Origin of the sequence: Enterobacter sp. T2 (assembly GCF_010692925.1) — a bacterium.
Lineage (GTDB): Bacteria > Pseudomonadota > Gammaproteobacteria > Enterobacterales > Enterobacteriaceae > Enterobacter > Enterobacter kobei.
On the sequence record NZ_CP048736.1, the window covers coordinates 4246379 to 4265915 of the forward strand.

Consider the following 19537-nt stretch of genomic DNA (forward strand, 5'->3'; position numbering starts at 1 on the left):
CTCAGACCGTATGCAGTCCAGCCATTCCCGCGCGATGGACCGACAAGTATACCTGAAGAAAGGACTTTTGATGCTTTTAGCAACAGCACTGTTAATAATTGGTTTACTTTTGGTGGTCTACAGTGCTGACCGTTTAGTGTTTGCTGCATCAATCCTGTGTCGCCTGACGGGCGTACCGCCGGTTGTCATCGGGATGACCGTTGTCAGTGTTGGCACGTCGCTTCCTGAAATCATCGTCTCTGTCTCGGCATCGTTGCACGGTCAGTTAGACCTTGCAATTGGCACCGCGATTGGCTCTAACATCGTCAACATCTTACTGATCCTGGGCCTGGCGGCGCTGCTCCATCCATTTCGCGTGCATTCTGATGTTCTGCGCCGGGAATTGCCGCTAATGTTAATCGTAAGTCTGCTGGCAGGCTGCGTATTTTATGATGGCGTACTGAGCTACAGCGACGGCATTTTCCTGCTGGCGCTGGCCGTCATTTGGCTGCTGTATAGTGTTAAAATCGCCCGCCAGGCTGAGAAGCTGGGTCATGACAGCCTCACGCGTGAGCAGGTCGCCGAACTCCCGCGCGAAGGTACGCTACCGGTCGCTCTGCTCTGGCTTGGCGTTGCGCTGATTATTATGCCGATGGCAACGCGCATGGTCGTGGATAACGCGACGGTGCTGGCGAACTTTTACGCCATGAGTGAACTGACGATTGGCCTGACGGTGATTGCTATCGGCACCAGCCTGCCGGAGCTGGCCACCGCCATTGCGGGGGCACGTAAAGGGGAAGATGACATTGCCATTGGTAATATCATCGGTTCCAACATATTTAATATCGCGATTGTGATGGGTCTGCCGGCCCTGATAACGCCAGGGCCCTTCAACCCTCTGGCATTCTCTCGCGATTACGGAGTGATGTTGCTGGTCAGCGTGATATTCGCCCTGCTCTGCTGGCGGCGGCAACGACAGATCGGCAAAGGCGCAGGTGCGCTGCTGACAGGTGGATTTATCGTATGGATGGCGATGCTGTACTGGCTCTCGCCTCTTCTCTCTGGGTAAACGGAAACGCATTATGTCGCAAATAGAATTGCAGCCGGGTTTTGACTTTCAGAAAGCAGGCAAAGACGTTCTGGAGATTGAACGTGAAGGTCTGGCGCAGTTAGATCAGTACATTAATCAGGATTTTAGTCTGGCCTGTGAGAAGATGTTTTACTGTGCCGGTAAAGTCGTGGTGATGGGGATGGGCAAATCCGGTCATATTGGCCGCAAAATGGCGGCAACCTTTGCCAGCACCGGAACCTCCTCCTTCTTTGTCCACCCGGGAGAAGCCGCACACGGCGACCTGGGGATGGTCACGCCGCAGGATGTTGTCATCGCGCTGTCCAACTCCGGTGAATCCAATGAAATCCTGGCGCTAATCCCGGTACTGAAGCGCCTGCAGGTGCCGCTGATTTGCATGACCAGCCGCCCGGAAAGCAGCATGGCGCGTGCAGCCGATATTCACCTGTGCGTAAAAGTACCCAAAGAAGCCTGTCCTCTCGGTCTGGCGCCAACGTCCAGTACCACCGCGGCCCTGGTCATGGGCGATGCACTTGCCGTTGCGTTGCTGGAAGCGCGTGGTTTTACGCCGGAGGACTTCGCGCTTTCCCACCCGGGTGGCGCGCTGGGACGCAAGCTGCTGCTTCGGGTAAACGACATTATGCACACCGGGGATGAGATCCCTCACGTCAGTAAAGAGGCCTCCCTGCGTGATGCGCTGCTGGAAATCACCCGCAAGAATCTGGGCATGACGGTCGTGTGTGACGACCTGATGAAAATTCAGGGGATCTTCACCGATGGCGACCTGCGTCGCGTGTTCGACATGGGTGTAGATGTCCGTACACTTGGCATTGCCGATGTCATGACGCCCGGCGGGATTCGCGTGCGTCCGGGTACGCTGGCCGTGGATGTGCTGAACCTGATGCAGTCCCGCAATATCACCTCCGTTATGGTTGCCGATGGCGACCAGTTGCTGGGTGTGGTACATATGCATGATCTGCTGCGCGCAGGCGTAGTGTAATGAAGGATAAGACAATGAGTAATGCGGGTGCATCCCTTGCAACCTGTTATGGACCGGTTAGTACCCAGATGATGGCAAAGGCGGAAAATATTCGTCTGCTCATCCTTGATGTCGATGGCGTACTCTCCGATGGCCTGATTTACATGGGCAATCATGGCGAAGAGCTGAAAGCGTTTAACGTCCGCGATGGCTACGGAATTCGCTGCGCGCTCACCTCGGGTATCGAGGTGGCTATCATCACCGGGCGGAAAGCTAAACTGGTAGAAGACCGCTGTGAAACCTTAGGGATTACCCATCTGTATCAGGGGCAATCCGATAAAATGGCAGCGTTCAACGATTTACTGGGTAAACTGGCGATCGCGCCGGAAAACGTGGCCTATGTCGGGGACGATTTGATTGACTGGCCAGTGATGGCTGAAGTCGGTCTCAGCATTGCGGTTGCTGACGCTCACCCGTTGCTGCTCCCACGCGCTGACTACGTTACCCACATCAACGGTGGCCGCGGTGCCGTACGTGAAGTCTGCGACCTGCTTCTGCTGGCGCAGGGCAAGCTTGATGAGGCCAAAGGGCAATCAATATGAGTAAAACCAGACGTTGGGTTATCATTCTGCTTTCGCTTGTCGCACTGGTATTGATTGGCGTGAACCTGGCCGATCGCGACGATACGCAAAAGGAAGTGATCAACAATAACGATCCAACCTACAAAAGCGATCACAGCGACACCGTGGTCTATAGCCCGGAAGGTGCGCTGAACTATCGCCTGGTTGCCCAGCATGTGGAATATTTTTCCGATGAGGGCGTTTCGTGGTTTACCCAACCCGTCATGACCACATTCGATAAAGACAAAGTGCCGACGTGGTCAATTAAGTCAGATCGGGCCAAACTGACAAATGACCGTATGCTTTATCTGTATGGCCACGTTGAAGTCAACGCCCTGACCGCTGACTCGCAACTGCGGAAAATTACGACCGATAATGCCCAGATCAACCTGGTAACCCAGGACGTGACCTCGCAGGATCTGGTCACACTGTATGGCACAACATTTAATTCCAGCGGTTTAAGAATGCGCGGGAACTTACGCAGCAAGAACGCCGAGCTGATTGAAAAGGTTAGAACCTCCTATGAAATTCAAAACAAACAAACTCAGCCTTAAAGTAATTATCGCCAGCGCGATGCTGGCGGCCAGTCTCCCCGCGCTTGCTGTAACGGGTGATACCGACCAGCCGATCCACATCGAGTCTGACACTCAGTCCCTCGATATGCAGGGTAACGTCGTCACCTTCACGGGTAACGTCGTGATGACGCAGGGCACCATCAAAATTAACGCTGATAAAGTGGTCGTTACCCGTCCGGGTGGCGAGCAGGGCAAAGAGATCATTGATGGTTACGGCAACCCGGCCACCTTCTACCAGATGCAGGACAACGGCAAGCCGGTGAAAGGCCGCGCCTCGCATATGCACTATGAGCTGGCGAAAGACCTGGTTATCCTGACCGGAAACGCGTATCTGGAACAGCTGGACAGCAACATTACCGGCGACAAGATCACCTATCTGGTGAAAGAGCAAAAAATGCAGGCCTCCAGCGAGAAAGGCAAACGCGTAACCACCGTGCTGGTTCCGTCTCAGCTGCAGGATAAAGGCAAGGGTCAGGCCCCGGCACAGAAGAAGAGTAACTAATTCGTTATGGCAACATTAACTGCAAAAAATCTCGCGAAGGCCTATAAGGGCCGCCGTGTCGTAGAAGATGTCAGTCTGACCGTCAACTCCGGCGAAATTGTGGGCCTGCTTGGCCCTAACGGTGCGGGTAAAACCACCACCTTCTACATGGTGGTTGGCATTGTCCCGCGTGATGCCGGCAACATCATCATCGATGATGAAGACATCAGCCTGCTGCCACTGCACGCGCGCGCGCGTCGTGGCATCGGCTATCTGCCGCAGGAAGCCTCTATTTTCCGCCGTCTGAGCGTCTTTGATAACCTGATGGCGGTTCTGCAAATTCGTGACGACCTGACCAGCGAACAGCGTCAGGATCGCGCCAACGAGCTGATGGAAGAGTTTCACATCGAGCACCTGCGCGACAGCCTGGGCCAGGCATTGTCCGGCGGTGAACGTCGTCGTGTTGAGATTGCGCGCGCGCTGGCTGCAAACCCGAAATTTATCCTTCTGGATGAACCGTTTGCAGGTGTTGACCCAATCTCCGTCATCGACATTAAACGTATCATTGAGCATCTGCGTGACAGCGGGCTTGGCGTGCTGATCACCGACCACAACGTGCGTGAAACGCTTGCCGTCTGTGAGCGCGCGTACATTGTGAGCCAGGGCAATCTTATCGCCCACGGTACGCCGCAGCAGATCCTCGAAAACGATCATGTTAAGCGCGTCTATCTTGGGGAAGACTTCAGACTCTGATAGGGTAGAGGTAACGTAACGCCGAACCGGAGAAAAATGCTCTGAACATGAAGCAAGGTTTGCAATTAAGGCTCAGCCAACAACTGGCGATGACGCCGCAGTTACAGCAGGCAATTCGTCTGTTGCAACTGTCCACCTTAGAACTCCAGCAGGAGCTCCAGCAAGCGCTGGACAGCAATCCCCTGCTGGAGCAAGCCGATCTTCATGATGAGGTAGATACACAGCAGTCCCAGGATACAGAATCGCTCGACACCGCAGATGCGCTCGAACAAAAAGAGATGCCGGACGAGCTTCCTCTGGATGCCAGCTGGGATGAAATTTATACCGCCGGCACCCCTTCCGGTACGCGTGCAGACTACCAGGACGATGAGCTACCGGTTTATCAGGGCGAAACCACCCAGTCGCTGCAGGATTACCTGATGTGGCAGGTGGAGCTGACCCCGTTCTCCGATACCGATCGTGCCATTGCCACCTCCATTGTCGACGCCGTTGATGACACCGGCTATCTGACCGTCACGCTGGACGACATTCTGGAGAGCATGGGCGATGAAGAGATTGAGCTGGAAGAGATTGAAGCCGTTCTGAAACGTATTCAGCGTTTCGATCCCGTAGGCGTGGCAGCGAAAGATCTGCGCGACTGCCTGCTGATCCAGCTTTCTCAGTTCAGCAAAGAGACGCCATGGCTCGACGAAGCACGCTTAATCATCAGCGATCATCTGGATCTTCTCGCTAACCACGACTTTCGTAGCCTGATGCGCGTTACGCGCCTCAAAGAAGAGGTGCTGAAAGAGGCGGTGAATCTGATTCAGTCCCTCGATCCGCGGCCTGGTCAGTCGATCCAGACGAGTGAACCCGAGTACGTGATCCCGGACGTGCTGGTCAGAAAACATAACGACCGCTGGGTCGTTGAACTGAACTCTGACAGCATCCCTCGCCTGCAAATCAACCAGCAGTACGCCTCCATGTGCACCAGCGCGCGCAACGACGCCGATAATCAATATATTCGTAGCAACCTTCAGGAAGCGCGATGGTTGATCAAGAGTCTGGAGAGCCGAAATGATACCCTGCTTCGCGTGAGCCGCTGTATCGTCGAACAGCAGCAGGCATTCTTTGAGCAGGGCGAAGAATATATGAAACCGATGGTACTGGCGGATATCGCTCAGGCCGTCGAGATGCATGAATCAACCATTTCCCGCGTCACCACGCAGAAGTATCTGCACAGTCCGCGCGGTATTTTTGAGCTTAAGTATTTCTTCTCCAGCCACGTGAGTACCGAGGGCGGCGGCGAAGCGTCGTCAACGGCGATTCGCGCACTGGTGAAGAAGTTGATCGCCGCGGAGAACCCCGCGAAGCCACTGAGTGACAGTAAGTTAACCACCATGCTGTCCGATCAGGGTATTATGGTGGCACGTCGTACTGTTGCGAAGTATCGAGAGTCTTTATCCATTCCGCCGTCAAACCAGCGTAAACAACTGGTCTGACACAACCGATAAGGAAGACACTATGCAGCTCAATATCACAGGACACAATGTCGAGATTACTGAGGCCTTACGTGATTTTGTGAACGCTAAGTTCGCGAAACTCGAGCAGTATTTCGAAAGGATCAACCAGGTCTACGTTGTGTTGAAAGTGGAGAAAGTGACTCATATCTCGGATGCGACCCTGCATGTAAACGGGGGTGAACTCCATGCCAGTGCGGAAGGGCAAGACATGTACGCTGCTATCGACGGCTTGATTGATAAGCTTGCGCGACAGCTCAATAAACATAAAGATAAACTGAAACAACACTAATTGTCCGGGCAGTTAACGGGTGCAGGACGGCCTGTTGTGAAAAACAACAGGCCATTTGTACAGTTAGCGCTTAGGTGAAATTATGATGAACAACGATTCCGCTCTTCAACTGAGCAATGTCCTTAACCAGGAATGTACCCGCAGTGCCGTTCACTGCCAGAGCAAAAAACGTGCGCTGGAGATCATCAGTGAACTGGCTGCAAAACAGCTGGGCCTGCCGCCGCAGGTGGTGTTCGAAGCGATCCTGACCCGTGAAAAGATGGGCAGTACCGGTATCGGCAACGGCATCGCGATCCCGCACGGCAAACTGGAAGAGGACACCCTGCGTGCCGTCGGTGTGTTTGTGCAACTGGAAACGCCAATTGCCTTTGATGCCATTGATAATCAGCCCGTCGATCTCCTCTTCGCGCTGCTGGTTCCTGCCGACCAGACCAAAACCCATCTACACACGCTTTCGCTGGTCGCTAAACGTCTGGCCGATAAAACCATCTGCCGTCGACTGCGCTCAGCCCAAAGTGATGAAGAGCTTTATCAGATTATCACTGAAGCAGAAGGCAATCAGGATGACGCGTAACCAGGAGATGGCCTTCACATCTGTTGTCCTGAGGAGAAACGGAACATGGTGCTGATGATTGTCAGCGGTCGTTCAGGGTCGGGGAAATCCGTTGCCCTGCGCGCGCTGGAAGACATGGGTTTTTACTGCGTAGATAACCTGCCGGTGGTGTTATTGCCCGATCTGGCGCGTACCCTGGCGGAGAGACAAACCTCTGCTGCCGTCAGTATCGACGTTCGTAACATGCCCGAGTCGCCTGAAATCTTCGAGCAGGCAATGAGTAACCTGCCTGACGCGTTCTCGCCTCAACTGCTGTTTCTCGATGCCGATCGCAATACCCTGATCCGCCGCTACAGCGATACCCGGCGTTTGCACCCGCTTTCCAGTAAAAATCTCTCGCTGGAAAGCGCCATCGACGAAGAGAGCGATCTGCTGGAACCGCTGCGTTCACGCGCCGACCTGATTGTCGATACCTCAGAGATGTCCGTTCATGAACTGGCGGAAATGCTGCGTACCCGCCTGCTGGGCAAACGCGAGCGCGAACTGACGATGGTGTTCGAATCCTTTGGCTTTAAGCACGGTATTCCGATTGATGCGGACTATGTTTTCGACGTGCGCTTCCTGCCGAACCCGCACTGGGATCCTAAACTGCGTCCTATGACCGGCCTGGATAAACCCGTTGCGGCGTTCCTCGACAGGCACACAGAAGTTCACAATTTTATCTACCAGACGCGAAGCTACCTTGAGCTATGGTTACCTATGCTGGAGACAAACAATCGTAGCTACCTGACGGTGGCGATTGGCTGTACCGGCGGTAAACATCGTTCGGTCTACATTGCCGAACAGCTGGCCGACTATTTCCGCTCGCGCGGCAAGAACGTTCAGTCCCGTCATCGCACGCTGGAAAAACGTAAAACATGACCGTAAAACAAACCGTTGAGATCACCAACAAGCTGGGAATGCATGCACGCCCGGCGATGAAACTGTTTGAGCTGATGCAGGGTTTTGATGCAGAAGTTCTGTTGCGCAATGATGAAGGCACCGAAGCGGAAGCGAACAGCGTTATCGCCCTGCTGATGCTGGATTCTGCCAAAGGGCGCCAGATTGAGGTCGAAGCCACCGGCCCTCAGGAAGAGGAAGCGCTGGCGGCGGTGATTGCGCTGTTTAATGCCGGGTTTGACGAAGATTAGGTCTGCCATTCTGGCGGGTGGCGCTGCGCTTACCCGCCCTACATCAGATGATTACGCTGCATAAACCCCTCTCCACCCAGCTGTCGCATCTGACGCATGATCCACGCCTGACGGCTTCGCACGTAGCCTGATGGGGCACTGGCCTTAAAGCGAAGAGGATTAGGCAGTACAGCGGCTAACAGCGCGGCCTCCGACATGCTTAGCCTGCTGGCAGGTTTATTAAAATAGCGTTGTGATGCAGCTTCGACACCAAATACCCCCTCCCCAAACTCGGCAATATTGAGATAGACGGTCAGAATGCGCTTTTTGCTCCAGATGGTTTCCATTCCCAGGGTCAGCCCCGCTTCCAGCCCTTTTCGCACCCAGCTTCGGCCATCCCACAGGAACAGATTTTTTGCCGTCTGTTGCGACAGGGTAGACGCACCGCGCACGCGATTTTCATGGCGTTCGTTATGGGCAAGCGCCTTTTCAATCGCGGCCACATCGAACCCCCAGTGCTCCGGGAACTTCTGATCTTCCGCCGCGATGACTGCCAGCCCCATCCACGGTGAGATCTCGTCCGTACTCACCCAGTCAGAATGCGCGACATAGCCAAAATCACCGGAGAACCACGCGCTGAGCTGACGCTCAACCATAACGGCTGAAAACGGTACTGGCAAAATGCTGAACACGGCCAGTCCGCCCCCCCAGAACACCGCCAGCACGAGTACGATGCGCAAAAGAAGGTATTTCACCCATTTTCCTGCGGAAGACTGTCGGCTCATTCCGTCAGCACCAGTACCCGGGCTACCAGTTTTTCAATACCCTCAGCCGCTTGCGCGATATTCTGCGCCAGCATGTACGCGGGCGTGGTGACAATTTTGTTCTCTTCATCCACGACAATGTCATCGACCGGGCACGGAACGTGTTCGCCACCCATCTCCTCGATGACCTCAGCAGTATCGATATCGGTCCCGATTGTCAGCCGTAAGGGGAAATCAAAAATGTTTGGCAGCATGGCCGGTGCAATGCAGATAAAGCCCAGCGGCTTACCCGCCGCATGCATCGCCTGCGCCAGCGCTTTTAAATCCGCGTCCACCTTGCAAGCCGCGCCTTCAGCAGCAAAAGTGCTGAGATTTTTCGCGGCACCAAAGCCACCCGGCACAATGAGCGCATCCAGTTCAGCAGCATTTGCCTGGGCCAGCGGACGAATTTCTCCCCGGGCAATACGCGCGGCTTCAATCAACACATTACGGGTTTCGGCCATTGGCTCGCCGGTCAGATGGTTAATGACATCCGCCTGATTTTTATCTGGCGCAAAACACATCACCTCTGCACCCTGTTTTGCCAGAGCCAGTAGGGTAATTACGGCTTCATGTATCTCTGAGCCATCATAAACACCGCATCCGCTCAGGACGACACCCATTTTTTTCATCTTGACGATCCTTCTTTGCAACTTGCTGAAGCACATTAATAATTTTGATTAAAACGCTATGCTTCACACATTTCACTGATTCATGTAACAAACCATTTAAGATTTGCTATCTTATCTGCGTGCGGCCTAAATTTTTCAGGCGGCGCCCATTCGAAAATAACGTTTAAAAACAGGCGCAGCCACGATTTCCCTGGTGTTGGCGCAGTATTCGCGCACCCCGGTTAAACCGGGGTCATTTTTTTCTGGCGTCCACCCAGGCTTTAAGCACCGCCACATCGTTCTGCCACTCTTGTTTCATCTCTTCAACCCAATCACCCACGTTATCTTCCCAGGCGGGTAAATCAGGCGACTGAATCTGTTGACCCAGCTGCTGCAGGTGACGTAACCCGACCGAGCCGGCGGCCCCTTTGATTTTATGCCCTTCTTCCACGATGCCCTTCTGGTCCCGTGCCGTCAGGTTTGACTCCAGCACGCTCAGATAGCCCGGCATCATTTTTTCAAACACAGCCAGACCGTCGGTAATCAGTTTCGGGCCGACCAGGTCAATGTACTGCTCCAGCATCGCGGTATCGAGTATCGTTTGGGCTTTTGCGCTATCAACAGACGTCATGGTGCTCTCCTCTTCATCACGGGTGTCCCAGAACTTCTTGATCATGGCGGTCAGAGCAGGCACCGCCAGCGGCTTGCTGAGTACATCGTCCATACCGGCGTCGAGATACTCTTTTTTGTCTTTCAGTACGTTTGCCGTTAGCGCCACCAGCGGCGGCAGTTCGTCAGCCGCGTACTGACGCGTCAGTTCACGCGAGATATCCAGCCCGGTCATATCCGGCAACTGGATATCCAGCAGAACGAGGTCATATTCGCCCGGTGTAAACATCTCCAGCGCGGCTTTACCGGTCATTGCCACATCCACGCTGTTGCCCAGTTTTTCCAGCACCGAGCGCGCCACAATGACGTTCAGCTCAATATCTTCCACCAGCAGGACGTGCAGGGCTGGCAGCGGCATATCGTCGTTTTCAAAGGTATCCTCAACTTCTTCCGCCACCGCTGGCGCATGCACCGTCAGCGTAAAGGTCGATCCTTTGCCCGGCTGGCTGGCAACGGTAATATCACCGCCCATGCTCTTCGCCAGCCGTTTAGACACCGCCAGGCCAATACCGGTCCCGGTGGCAGGTTTTCCGCCGTTGCTGTCCTTCACCTGGTAGTACATCGCGAAAATTTTGTCCTGCTCTTCCTGTGGAATACCGATCCCGGAGTCCTCCACCTCGAAGTGCAGCATGTCGCCTGCGTCATAGCGGATACGCACCGCCACCTGCCCTTTCTGGGTAAATTTCACCGCGTTGCTGATCAGGTTCCACAGGATCTGGCGCAACCGCGTACCGTCGGTAACCACTTTATGCGGCAGCGGCAGGGTGGGCTCCATGACGAACCTCAGCCCTTTCTGCTGCGCCTGAAGACCAGACAGATTTTCCAGATCGGCAAGGAAACTGGTGAAATCAATCGGCTGGTTATCAAGCTGAACCTTACGGCGTTCCATCTTATCCATATCGATAATATCGTTGAAGATATTACCCAGCGTAACCGCCGAGACATGAATTGTTTTCAGGTACTTTTCCTGCTCTGCAGTGAGATCGGTATCCAGCAAAATACGGCTCAGCCCCACAATGCCATTGAGCGGCGTACGCAGTTCGTGGCTAATGGTGGAGATAAAGGTGGTTTTATCGCGGCTGGCGCGCTCCAGGGCATCCTGATAGCGCTTACGCTCGGTGATATCACGGCCGAAGCCCATCAGGCCGTGGCGTTTCCCTACGCGGTCATAATAGGGCACCTTACGGATCTCAAAGCAGGCTTTGCGGCCATCCGGATAATCCAGCCACTGCTCGTAGGTCAGCGAGACGTTATGTCGGAACACTTTTTCGTCCGTTTCCATGACCTTGGCGGCCGCCTCCTCAGAGTAAACGTCCTGCGGCTTCAGATGAATCAACTGCTTCTCGCTTTTTCCGGTCAGGAGTTCCATTGCCCGGTTACAGCCGGAAAACTCTTTATCTTCGTTGCGGTAGAACACCAGATCCGGCGAAGCATCCAGGAACGAACGCAGGAAAGAGGATTGCTGCTCAAGCTGGATCTGCGTCACCTCGAGCTCTTTCATTTCAACTTTCAGCTGTTCCAGCGTGGCCTGACGCTCCGCCTCCGCCTTCTCACGATCTGAAATTTCCTGATTCAGCTGCGCAATATTGTCTTTAAGCTGAACGTTGAGTTTCAGATCGCGCTCGCGCATCTCCTCCAGTTTATCCACCAGTTTTGACAAGCGCTGACGAGACTCCTCAAGCTGTTCAACCACGACGGAAAGGAAATAGACGGCCCAGGGGGTAATAAGCAAGCCAAAGAAGATAGAGCGGATGACGTCGATACTCTCAACCTGGCCATGCAGAACCATGGTGACGGCCATTTGCACGACAATGGCCAGAACGACCAGCGCCAGCGCCAGCAGCATGGAGAAACGCACCAGCCCAAGCTTCATCATCAGGTCGACGTAATACTGGGCAAGCATTCGAATTTGCTTCATAGAGGATCCCTTCACGACTTTATCGCTCAATAATACTCAAATTCGGGGCAGGGCGTTGAAGGTTGTGAGAAAAAGTGCGGGGTGAAACAGGAGATTAGCCTCGCTCCCGGTCAACCGGAAGCGAGGAGAGGTCTGTCAGGAGCGTTTCAAAAGCAGCCAGAGACTGATCAGGAAGAAACTGGCACTCGGCAGCAGCGCGCCAATAATCGGCGGGATACCGTACACCAGCGTCAGCGGTCCGAAGATCTGATCGAGAACGTAGAAGACAAAGCCGAAGCTGATCCCCGTCACCACGCGCACGCCCATCGGTACGCTACGCAGCGGACCGAAGATAAACGACAGCGCCATCAGCATCATTACCGCCACGGACATCGGCTGGAAGATCTTGCTCCACATGTTGAGCTGATAACGTCCGGCATCCTGCCCGCTCGCCTTCAGGTACTTCACATAGTTGTGCAAGCCGCTGATAGAGAGCGCATCAGGATCCAGCGCCACGACGCCGAGTTTATCCGGCGTGAGGTTGGTCTTCCACGTGCCGCTGACGGTCTGCGAACCGGTGATCTGTTTTGGATCGGTCAGGTCAGATTCATCCACCTGCGACAAACGCCACTGCTTATGTTCGGGGTCAAACTTTGCCGAAGAGGCATGTCGTACTGACTCCAGGCGGCGCTGGTCATTGAAGGCGTAGATGCTCACGCCGCCCAGTTCATCATCGCCTTTTACCCGTTCGATGTAGACGAAGTTTTTACCATCTTTCGCCCACAGCCCTTGCTGCGTCGAGAGTAGTGAACCACCGTACATGGCCTGAGCACGATAGTTACGCGCCATCTGCTCGCCCTGCGGTGCCACCCACTCACCAATCGCCATGGTCAACAGCACCAGCGGGATAGCGGTTTTCATTACCGACAGCGCAACCTGCATACGGGTAAAGCCTGAGGCCTGCATCACCACCAGCTCGCTGCGCTGTGCCAGCATGCCCAGCCCGAGGAGTGCCCCCAGCAGGGCCGCCATTGGGAAGAAGATCTGCACATCTTTTGGCACGCTGAGCAGGGTGTACATCCCCGCGCCCAGCGCGTCATAACTGCCCTGCCCGGCTTTTTTCAGCTGGTCGACAAATTTGATAATGCCGGAGAGCGACACCAGCATGAACAACGTCATCATGATGGTGGTAAAAATGGTTTTACCGATATAGCGGTCAAGAACGCCAAACGCCTGCATTAGATGGCTCCTTTACGCGAAAACCGGGCACGTATGCGGCGCACTGGCACCGTATCCCACAGGTTTAATCCCAGCGCCAGTAAGATGTACAAGCTGTTAACGAACCACGTCCAGACCATAGGATCCAGCTTACCCTTCGCGCCGTTAGAGCGAATAGAGGTTTGCAGCAGGAAATAGATCAGGTAAAGCAGCATCGCTGGCAGCATAGAGAGCACGCGCCCCTGACGCGGGTTCACCACGCTCAGCGGAACCACAATCAGTGCCATCATAAACACGGTGAATACGAGCGTAATACGCCAGTGGAACTCTGCACGCGCTCTGTCGGTGTCGGTGTTCCACAATGTACGCATATCCATTTGCTCGGTATCCGTCGGATCGAGCGCCACCGCCTGATGGCCGATAATAGCCTGATAGTTCTGGAAATCCGTAATACGGAAGTCGCGCAGCATCGCGGTGCCTTCAAAGCGAGTGCCTTTATTCAGCGTGACAATCTGCGAACCATCTTTACTCTGCGCCAGCTGACCGGAATCTGCCACCACGACGGATGGACGCGCGTTACCTTTAGGTCGCAGCTGGGCCAGGAATACATCGTTGAATTTACTGCCGTCAACGCTCTCAATGAACAGCACAGAGTTACCGTCGGTCGCCTGCTGGAACTGCCCCTGCGCTAACGCCGCCATGCCGGGGTTCGCTTTCGCTTCGGCCAGCACTTCGTCCTGATGACGAGAAGACATGGGGCCCGCCCACATCACATTCACTGCCGCCACGATCCCCGTGAACAGCGCCAGTATCATCGCCGCTTTCACCAGTACGGCTTTGCTCAGGCCACAGGCATGCATCACCGTGATTTCACTCTCGGTGTACAGCTTGCCGAGCGTCATGAGCAGGCCGAGGAAAAGACTCAGCGGCAGGATCAGCTGCGCCATTTCCGGGATCCCTAAACCAAGCAGGGAAAGCACCAGATTCGTTGGAATTTCGCCGTCAACGGCCGCACCGAGGATCTTAACCAGCTTCTGACAGAAAAAAATCAGCAGCAGGATGAAGAGGATCGCCAGTTGGCTTTTGAGCGTCTCCCGCACCAGATATCTTATGATTATCACTTTAAATACGCCCGTAAAAACCCGTCTCTTTGCTGGAAAATCGCTTGTTTCATGGCTTAAACGTCATTTATTCTCTTGAGTCGTCGAAATCATCGCTAAGATTAAAACATCCGGCGGATTCACGCTTCAGGACTTTTTCTGACGTGTCGAAACCGTAGTAACGTAAGATTAACACGAAGTCACCACAACAGCGGACATGAGTTACGAAAGGTTTCAATTCTATCCGTAGCAGCCGCTGTTGTCTTTAAGATTCAGGAGCGTAGTGCATGGAGTTCAGTGTAAAAAGCGGTAGCCCGGAGAAACAGCGGAGTGCCTGCATCGTTGTGGGTGTCTTTGAACCACGCCGACTCTCCCCGATCGCCGAGCAACTCGATAAAATCAGTGACGGCTATATCAGCGCCCTGCTGCGCCGTGGCGAACTGGAAGGCAAACCTGGGCAGACGCTGTTACTGCACCATGTTCCAAACGTCCTGTCAGAGCGTATTCTACTGATTGGCTGCGGCAAAGAGCGCGAGCTGGACGAGCGTCAGTATAAGCAGGTCATTCAGAAAACCATTAATACGCTGAATGATACCGGTTCAATGGAAGCCGTCTGCTTCCTGACCGAGCTGCACGTTAAAGGCCGTAACACTTACTGGAAAGTCCGTCAGGCGGTCGAAACCGCAAAAGAGAGCCTGTACAGCTTCGATCAGCTGAAGACCAATAAAAGCGAGCCGCGTCGTCCGCTGCGTAAAATGGTCTTCAATGTGCCAACCCGTCGCGAACTGACCAGCGGCGAACGCGCTATTCAGCATGGTCTGGCGATTGCCGCCGGTATTAAAGCGGCGAAAGACCTCGGCAACATGCCGCCGAACATCTGTAACGCTGCCTATCTGGCCTCTCAGGCGCGCCAGCTGGCAGACTCCTACAGCAAAAACGTCATCACTCGCGTCATCGGTGAACAGCAGATGAAAGAGCTGGGGATGCACTCCTATCTGGCGGTCGGCAACGGCTCGCAGAACGAATCCTTAATGTCGGTCATCGAATACAAGGGCAACCCGTCCGAAGATGCGCGCCCTGTCGTGCTCGTCGGTAAAGGCCTGACCTTCGACTCCGGCGGCATCTCCATCAAGCCTGCCGAAGGCATGGATGAGATGAAGTACGACATGTGCGGCGCGGCGGCGGTTTACGGCGTGATGCGCATGGTCGCGGAGCTCCAGCTGCCCATTAACGTGATCGGCGTTCTGGCAGGCTGCGAAAACATGCCTGGCGGACGCGCCTATCGTCCGGGTGACGTGCTGACCACGATGTCAGGCCAGACCGTTGAAGTGCTGAACACCGATGCCGAAGGCCGTCTGGTGCTGTGCGACGTGCTGACCTACGTTGAGCGCTTCGAGCCTGAAGCGGTGATTGACGTCGCCACATTGACGGGTGCCTGCGTGATTGCACTGGGCCACCACATCACCGGACTGATGTCGAACCACAATCCGCTGGCGCACGAGCTTATCGGGGCATCTGAACAGGCTGGCGATCGCGCATGGCGTCTGCCGCTGGGTGACGAGTACCAGGAACAGCTGGAGTCTAACTTTGCGGATATGGCGAACATCGGCGGTCGTCCTGGCGGGGCTATCACCGCGGGCTGCTTCCTGGCACGCTTCACCCGCAAGTATAACTGGGCACACCTGGATATCGCGGGTACCGCATGGCGCTCCGGTAAAGCCAAAGGCGCCACCGGTCGTCCGGTGGCGCTGCTGTCGCAGTTCCTGCTCAATCGTGCGGGTTTTAACGGCGACGAGTGATGTAAAACGCCGGGTAGCGGCTTCGCCTTACCCGGCCGACAACGTCGCTCAACCGTAGGCCGGGTAAGCGTAGCGCCACCCGGCTTTGCATTTAAATCCACGACAAGAAGCCCCATATATGAAGAATGCAACGTTCTACCTTCTGGACAACGACACCCATCAGGATGGCCTCAGCGCCGTCGAACAGCTGGTGTGTGACATTGCCGCAGAACGTTGGCGCGCAGGTAAACGCGTTCTGATTGCCTGTGAAGATGAACAGCAGGCGATTCGCCTTGATGAAGCCCTGTGGGCCCGCCCACCGGAGAGTTTTGTCCCGCATAACCTGTCGGGCGAAGGTCCGCGCGGTGGCGCCCCGGTCGAGATCGCCTGGCCACAAAAGCGCAACAGCAGCGCGCGCGATATTCTCATTAGCCTGCGGGCAGACTTTGCAGATTTTGCCACCGCTTTCACAGAAGTGGTAGACTTTGTCCCTTACGAAGAATCTTTGAAACAACTGGCGCGCGAACGCTATAAAGCGTACCGCCTGGCTGGTTTTAACCTGAATACGGCAACCTGGAAATAATGGAAAAGACATATAACCCACGCGATATCGAACAGCCGCTTTACGAGCACTGGGAACAGCAGGGCTATTTCAAGCCTAACGGCGACGAAAGCAAAGAGTCCTTCTGCATCATGATCCCGCCGCCGAACGTCACCGGCAGTTTGCATATGGGACATGCTTTCCAGCAGACCATCATGGACACCATGATCCGCTACCAGCGCATGCAGGGTAAAAACACCCTGTGGCAGGCGGGGACTGACCACGCGGGTATCGCGACCCAGATGGTGGTTGAGCGTAAAATTGCCGCTGAAGAAGGAAAAACCCGCCACGACTACGGTCGCGACGCCTTCATCGACAAAATCTGGCAGTGGAAAGCGGAATCCGGCGGCACCATTACCCGTCAGATGCGCCGCCTCGGCAACTCCGTGGACTGGGAGCGCGAGCGCTTCACCATGGATGAAGGCCTGTCCAATGCCGTGAAAGAAGTTTTCGTCCGTCTGTACAAAGAAGACCTGATTTACCGTGGCAAGCGCCTGGTGAACTGGGATCCGAAACTGCGTACTGCCATCTCTGACCTGGAAGTGGAAAACCGCGAGTCGAAAGGCTCCATGTGGCACATCCGCTATCCGCTGGCCGACGGCGCAAAAACCGCAGACGGTAAAGATTATCTGGTCGTTGCCACCACCCGTCCGGAAACCCTGCTGGGCGATACCGGCGTGGCCGTTAACCCGGAAGATCCGCGTTATAAAGATCTGATCGGCAAATTTGTGGTGCTGCCGCTGGTAAATCGCCGTATTCCGATCGTGGGCGACGAACACGCCGACATGGAAAAAGGCACTGGCTGCGTGAAAATCACTCCGGCGCACGACTTCAACGACTATGAAGTGGGTCGTCGTCACGCCCTGCCAATGATCAACATTCTGACCTTCGACGGTGATATCCGTGAAAGCGCAGAAGTGTACGACACCAAAGGCAACGAATCTGACGTTTACTCCAGCGAGATCCCGGCTGAATTCCAGAAACTGGAACGTTTTGCCGCGCGTAAAGCGATTGTGGCTGCCGTTGACGCACTCGGCCTGCTGGAAGAGATTAAACCTCACGACCTGACCGTGCCGTACGGCGATCGTGGTGGCGTAGTTATCGAGCCAATGCTGACCGACCAGTGGTACGTCCGTGCCGATGTGCTGGCGAAACCGGCGGTGGAAGCGGTTGAAAACGGCAGCATCCAGTTTGTGCCGAAGCAGTACGAAAACATGTACTTCTCCTGGATGCGTGATATTCAGGACTGGTGTATCTCCCGTCAGCTGTGGTGGGGTCACCGCATCCCTGCGTGGTATGACAACGAAGGCAACGTCTACGTTGGCCGCAGCGAAGACGAAGTGCGTCAGGAAAACAACCTGAGCGCTGACGTTGCGCTGCGTCAGGACGAAGACGTACTGGATACCTGGTTCTCTTCCGCGCTGTGGACCTTCTCCACCCTTGGCTGGCCTGAGAACACCGACGCGCTGCGTCAGTTCCACCCAACCAGCGTGATGGTGTCCGGTTTCGACATCATCTTCTTCTGGATTGCGCGCATGATCATGATGACCATGCACTTCATCAAAGACGAAGACGGCAAGCCTCAGGTTCCGTTCCATACCGTCTACATGACCGGTCTGATCCGTGACGATGAAGGCCAGAAGATGTCCAAATCCAAGGGTAACGTTATCGACCCACTGGATATGGTTGACGGTATTTCGCTGGAAGATCTGCTGGAAAAACGTACCGGCAACATGATGCAGCCGCAGCTGGCAGAGAAAATCCGCAAGCGCACCGAGAAGCAGTTCCCGAACGGGATTGAGTCTCACGGTACCGACGCCCTGCGCTTCACCCTGGCGGCGCTGGCCTCGACCGGCCGCGACATCAACTGGGACATGAAGCGTCTGGAAGGTTACCGTAACTTCTGTAACAAGCTGTGGAATGCCAGCCGCTTCGTGCTGATGAACACCGAAGATCAGGATTGCGGCTTCAACGGCGGCGAGATGACCCTTTCCCTGGCGGACCGCTGGATCCTGGCGGAATTCAACCAGACCGTGAAAGCGTTCCGTGAGGCGCTGGACAGCTACCGCTTCGATATCGCAGCGGGCATTCTGTATGAATTCACCTGGAACCAGTTCTGCGACTGGTACCTGGAGCTGGCGAAGCCGGTGATGAACGGCGGTTCTGAAGCGGAGCTGCGCGGCACGCGCAACACGCTGATTACCGTTCTGGAAGGTCTGCTGCGCCTGGCGCATCCGGTCATTCCATTCATTACCGAAACCATCTGGCAGCGCGTGAAAGTGATTGCAGGTATCAATGCCGATACCATCATGCTGCAGCCGTTCCCGGAATTCGATGCTGCGCGCGTTGATGAAGCCGCTGCTGCCGATACCGAATGGCTGAAGCAGGCGATTGTTGCCGTGCGTAACGTTCGTGCAGAAATGAACATCGCCCCGAGCAAGCCGCTGGAACTGCTGCTGCGCGGCTGCAGCGAGGCTGCCGTGCGTCGCGTGAACGAGAACAGCACCTTCCTGAAAACGATGGCGCGTCTGGAAAGCATCACCGTGCTGCCTGCAGATGACAAAGGTCCGGTTTCCGTGACCAAAATCATCGACGGCGCCGAGCTGCTGATCCCGATGGCAGGTCTGATCGACAAAGATGCTGAGCTGGCGCGTCTGGCGAAAGAAGTGGCGAAAGTCGATGTAGAAATTGGCAAAATCGAAAGCAAACTGGCGAACGAAGGCTTTGTCGCCCGTGCGCCGGAGGCGGTCATTGCCAAAGAGCGTGAACGTCTGGTTGCCTTCGCGGATGCGAAGACCAAGCTGATTGAGCAGCAGGCGGTTATTGCTGCCCTGTAATGCTTTTACCCCTTACGCTTCAGGGCGTAAGGGGTACCCTTCCTGAAAACTCCT

Annotated in this window: 19 protein-coding genes; 14 read left to right on the forward strand and 5 right to left on the reverse strand. The window is 55.1% G+C overall.

Features of this window, described 5'->3' with window-relative positions:
- Nucleotides 1-70 precede the first annotated feature (70 nt).
- From G0034_RS20320 to npr, 11 genes are all read left to right on the forward strand, one after another.
- Nucleotides 71-1048, forward strand: coding sequence for a calcium/sodium antiporter (locus tag G0034_RS20320; RefSeq protein ID WP_045134767.1), 978 nt, complete (start codon nucleotides 71-73; stop codon nucleotides 1046-1048).
- A gap of 13 nt (nucleotides 1049-1061) precedes the next feature.
- Entirely contained in the window at nucleotides 1062-2048 is a 987-nt protein-coding gene (kdsD, locus tag G0034_RS20325; protein WP_050861515.1) for an arabinose-5-phosphate isomerase KdsD, read from the forward strand.
- A gap of 14 nt (nucleotides 2049-2062) precedes the next feature.
- Nucleotides 2063-2629 (forward strand): 3-deoxy-manno-octulosonate-8-phosphatase KdsC, encoded by a 567-nt coding sequence (gene kdsC / locus G0034_RS20330; protein WP_023331400.1) that lies wholly within the window; start codon nucleotides 2063-2065, stop codon nucleotides 2627-2629.
- Entirely contained in the window at nucleotides 2626-3201 is a 576-nt protein-coding gene (lptC, locus tag G0034_RS20335) for an LPS export ABC transporter periplasmic protein LptC (protein ID WP_014885393.1), read from the forward strand. Before kdsC ends, lptC begins: the two co-directional genes overlap by 4 nt.
- Nucleotides 3170-3724, forward strand: a complete 555-nt coding sequence (gene lptA / locus G0034_RS20340; RefSeq protein ID WP_023331402.1) for a lipopolysaccharide ABC transporter substrate-binding protein LptA — start codon at nucleotides 3170-3172, stop codon at nucleotides 3722-3724. Before lptC ends, lptA begins: the two co-directional genes overlap by 32 nt.
- 6 nt (nucleotides 3725-3730) lie before the next feature.
- The gene (lptB, locus tag G0034_RS20345; protein ID WP_014885395.1) at nucleotides 3731-4456 is read left to right on the forward strand and encodes an LPS export ABC transporter ATP-binding protein; all 726 of its coding nucleotides are present in this window, start codon (nucleotides 3731-3733) and stop codon (nucleotides 4454-4456) included.
- A 47-nt stretch (nucleotides 4457-4503) separates the two neighbouring features.
- Nucleotides 4504-5937 carry an RNA polymerase factor sigma-54 gene (gene rpoN / locus G0034_RS20350; protein ID WP_014885396.1) on the forward strand — a complete coding sequence of 478 codons (1434 nt, stop codon included), beginning with the start codon at nucleotides 4504-4506 and terminating at the stop codon, nucleotides 5935-5937.
- 22 nt (nucleotides 5938-5959) lie between these two features.
- Complete coding sequence (gene hpf, locus G0034_RS20355; protein WP_014171818.1) at nucleotides 5960-6247, forward strand: ribosome hibernation promoting factor; 288 nt, start codon at nucleotides 5960-5962, stop codon at nucleotides 6245-6247.
- 82 nt (nucleotides 6248-6329) lie between these two features.
- Complete coding sequence (gene ptsN, locus G0034_RS20360) at nucleotides 6330-6821, forward strand: PTS IIA-like nitrogen regulatory protein PtsN (RefSeq protein ID WP_008501443.1); 492 nt, start codon at nucleotides 6330-6332, stop codon at nucleotides 6819-6821.
- Nucleotides 6822-6866: 45 nt separating this feature from the next.
- On the forward strand, nucleotides 6867-7721 hold the full coding sequence (gene rapZ / locus G0034_RS20365; RefSeq protein WP_014885397.1) for an RNase adapter RapZ: 855 nt from the start codon (nucleotides 6867-6869) through the stop codon (nucleotides 7719-7721).
- Complete coding sequence (gene npr, locus G0034_RS20370) at nucleotides 7718-7990, forward strand: PTS phosphocarrier protein NPr (RefSeq protein ID WP_003861872.1); 273 nt, start codon at nucleotides 7718-7720, stop codon at nucleotides 7988-7990. The genes rapZ and npr overlap by 4 nt, the downstream gene beginning before the upstream one ends.
- 38 nt (nucleotides 7991-8028) lie before the next feature.
- On the opposite strand, the gene mtgA is transcribed toward npr, so the two are convergent.
- From mtgA to lptF, 5 genes are all read right to left on the reverse strand, one after another.
- Nucleotides 8029-8754, reverse strand: a complete 726-nt coding sequence (mtgA, locus tag G0034_RS20375) for a monofunctional biosynthetic peptidoglycan transglycosylase (RefSeq protein WP_179121235.1) — start codon at nucleotides 8752-8754, stop codon at nucleotides 8029-8031.
- Complete coding sequence (gene elbB, locus G0034_RS20380) at nucleotides 8751-9404, reverse strand: isoprenoid biosynthesis glyoxalase ElbB (protein ID WP_014885399.1); 654 nt, start codon at nucleotides 9402-9404, stop codon at nucleotides 8751-8753. Before elbB ends, mtgA begins: the two co-directional genes overlap by 4 nt.
- 232 nt (nucleotides 9405-9636) lie before the next feature.
- Complete coding sequence (gene arcB / locus G0034_RS20385; protein WP_179121236.1) at nucleotides 9637-11970, reverse strand: aerobic respiration two-component sensor histidine kinase ArcB; 2334 nt, start codon at nucleotides 11968-11970, stop codon at nucleotides 9637-9639.
- A 135-nt stretch (nucleotides 11971-12105) separates the two neighbouring features.
- The gene (gene lptG / locus G0034_RS20390; RefSeq protein ID WP_014885401.1) at nucleotides 12106-13188 is read right to left on the reverse strand and encodes an LPS export ABC transporter permease LptG; all 1083 of its coding nucleotides are present in this window, start codon (nucleotides 13186-13188) and stop codon (nucleotides 12106-12108) included.
- Nucleotides 13188-14288 carry an LPS export ABC transporter permease LptF gene (gene lptF / locus G0034_RS20395; protein ID WP_014885402.1) on the reverse strand — a complete coding sequence of 367 codons (1101 nt, stop codon included), beginning with the start codon at nucleotides 14286-14288 and terminating at the stop codon, nucleotides 13188-13190. Before lptF ends, lptG begins: the two co-directional genes overlap by 1 nt.
- 266 nt (nucleotides 14289-14554) lie before the next feature.
- On the opposite strand from lptF, the gene pepA reads away from it, so the two are divergent.
- The 3 genes from pepA (at nucleotide 14555) to G0034_RS20410 (ending at nucleotide 19483) form a co-directional block, all read left to right on the forward strand.
- On the forward strand, nucleotides 14555-16066 hold the full coding sequence (gene pepA / locus G0034_RS20400) for a leucyl aminopeptidase (protein WP_014885403.1): 1512 nt from the start codon (nucleotides 14555-14557) through the stop codon (nucleotides 16064-16066).
- A gap of 118 nt (nucleotides 16067-16184) precedes the next feature.
- Nucleotides 16185-16628 carry a DNA polymerase III subunit chi gene (gene holC / locus G0034_RS20405; RefSeq protein WP_014885404.1) on the forward strand — a complete coding sequence of 148 codons (444 nt, stop codon included), beginning with the start codon at nucleotides 16185-16187 and terminating at the stop codon, nucleotides 16626-16628.
- On the forward strand, nucleotides 16628-19483 hold the full coding sequence (locus tag G0034_RS20410; protein WP_014885405.1) for a valine--tRNA ligase: 2856 nt from the start codon (nucleotides 16628-16630) through the stop codon (nucleotides 19481-19483). Before holC ends, G0034_RS20410 begins: the two co-directional genes overlap by 1 nt.
- The last annotated feature ends 54 nt before the right edge of the window (nucleotides 19484-19537 follow it).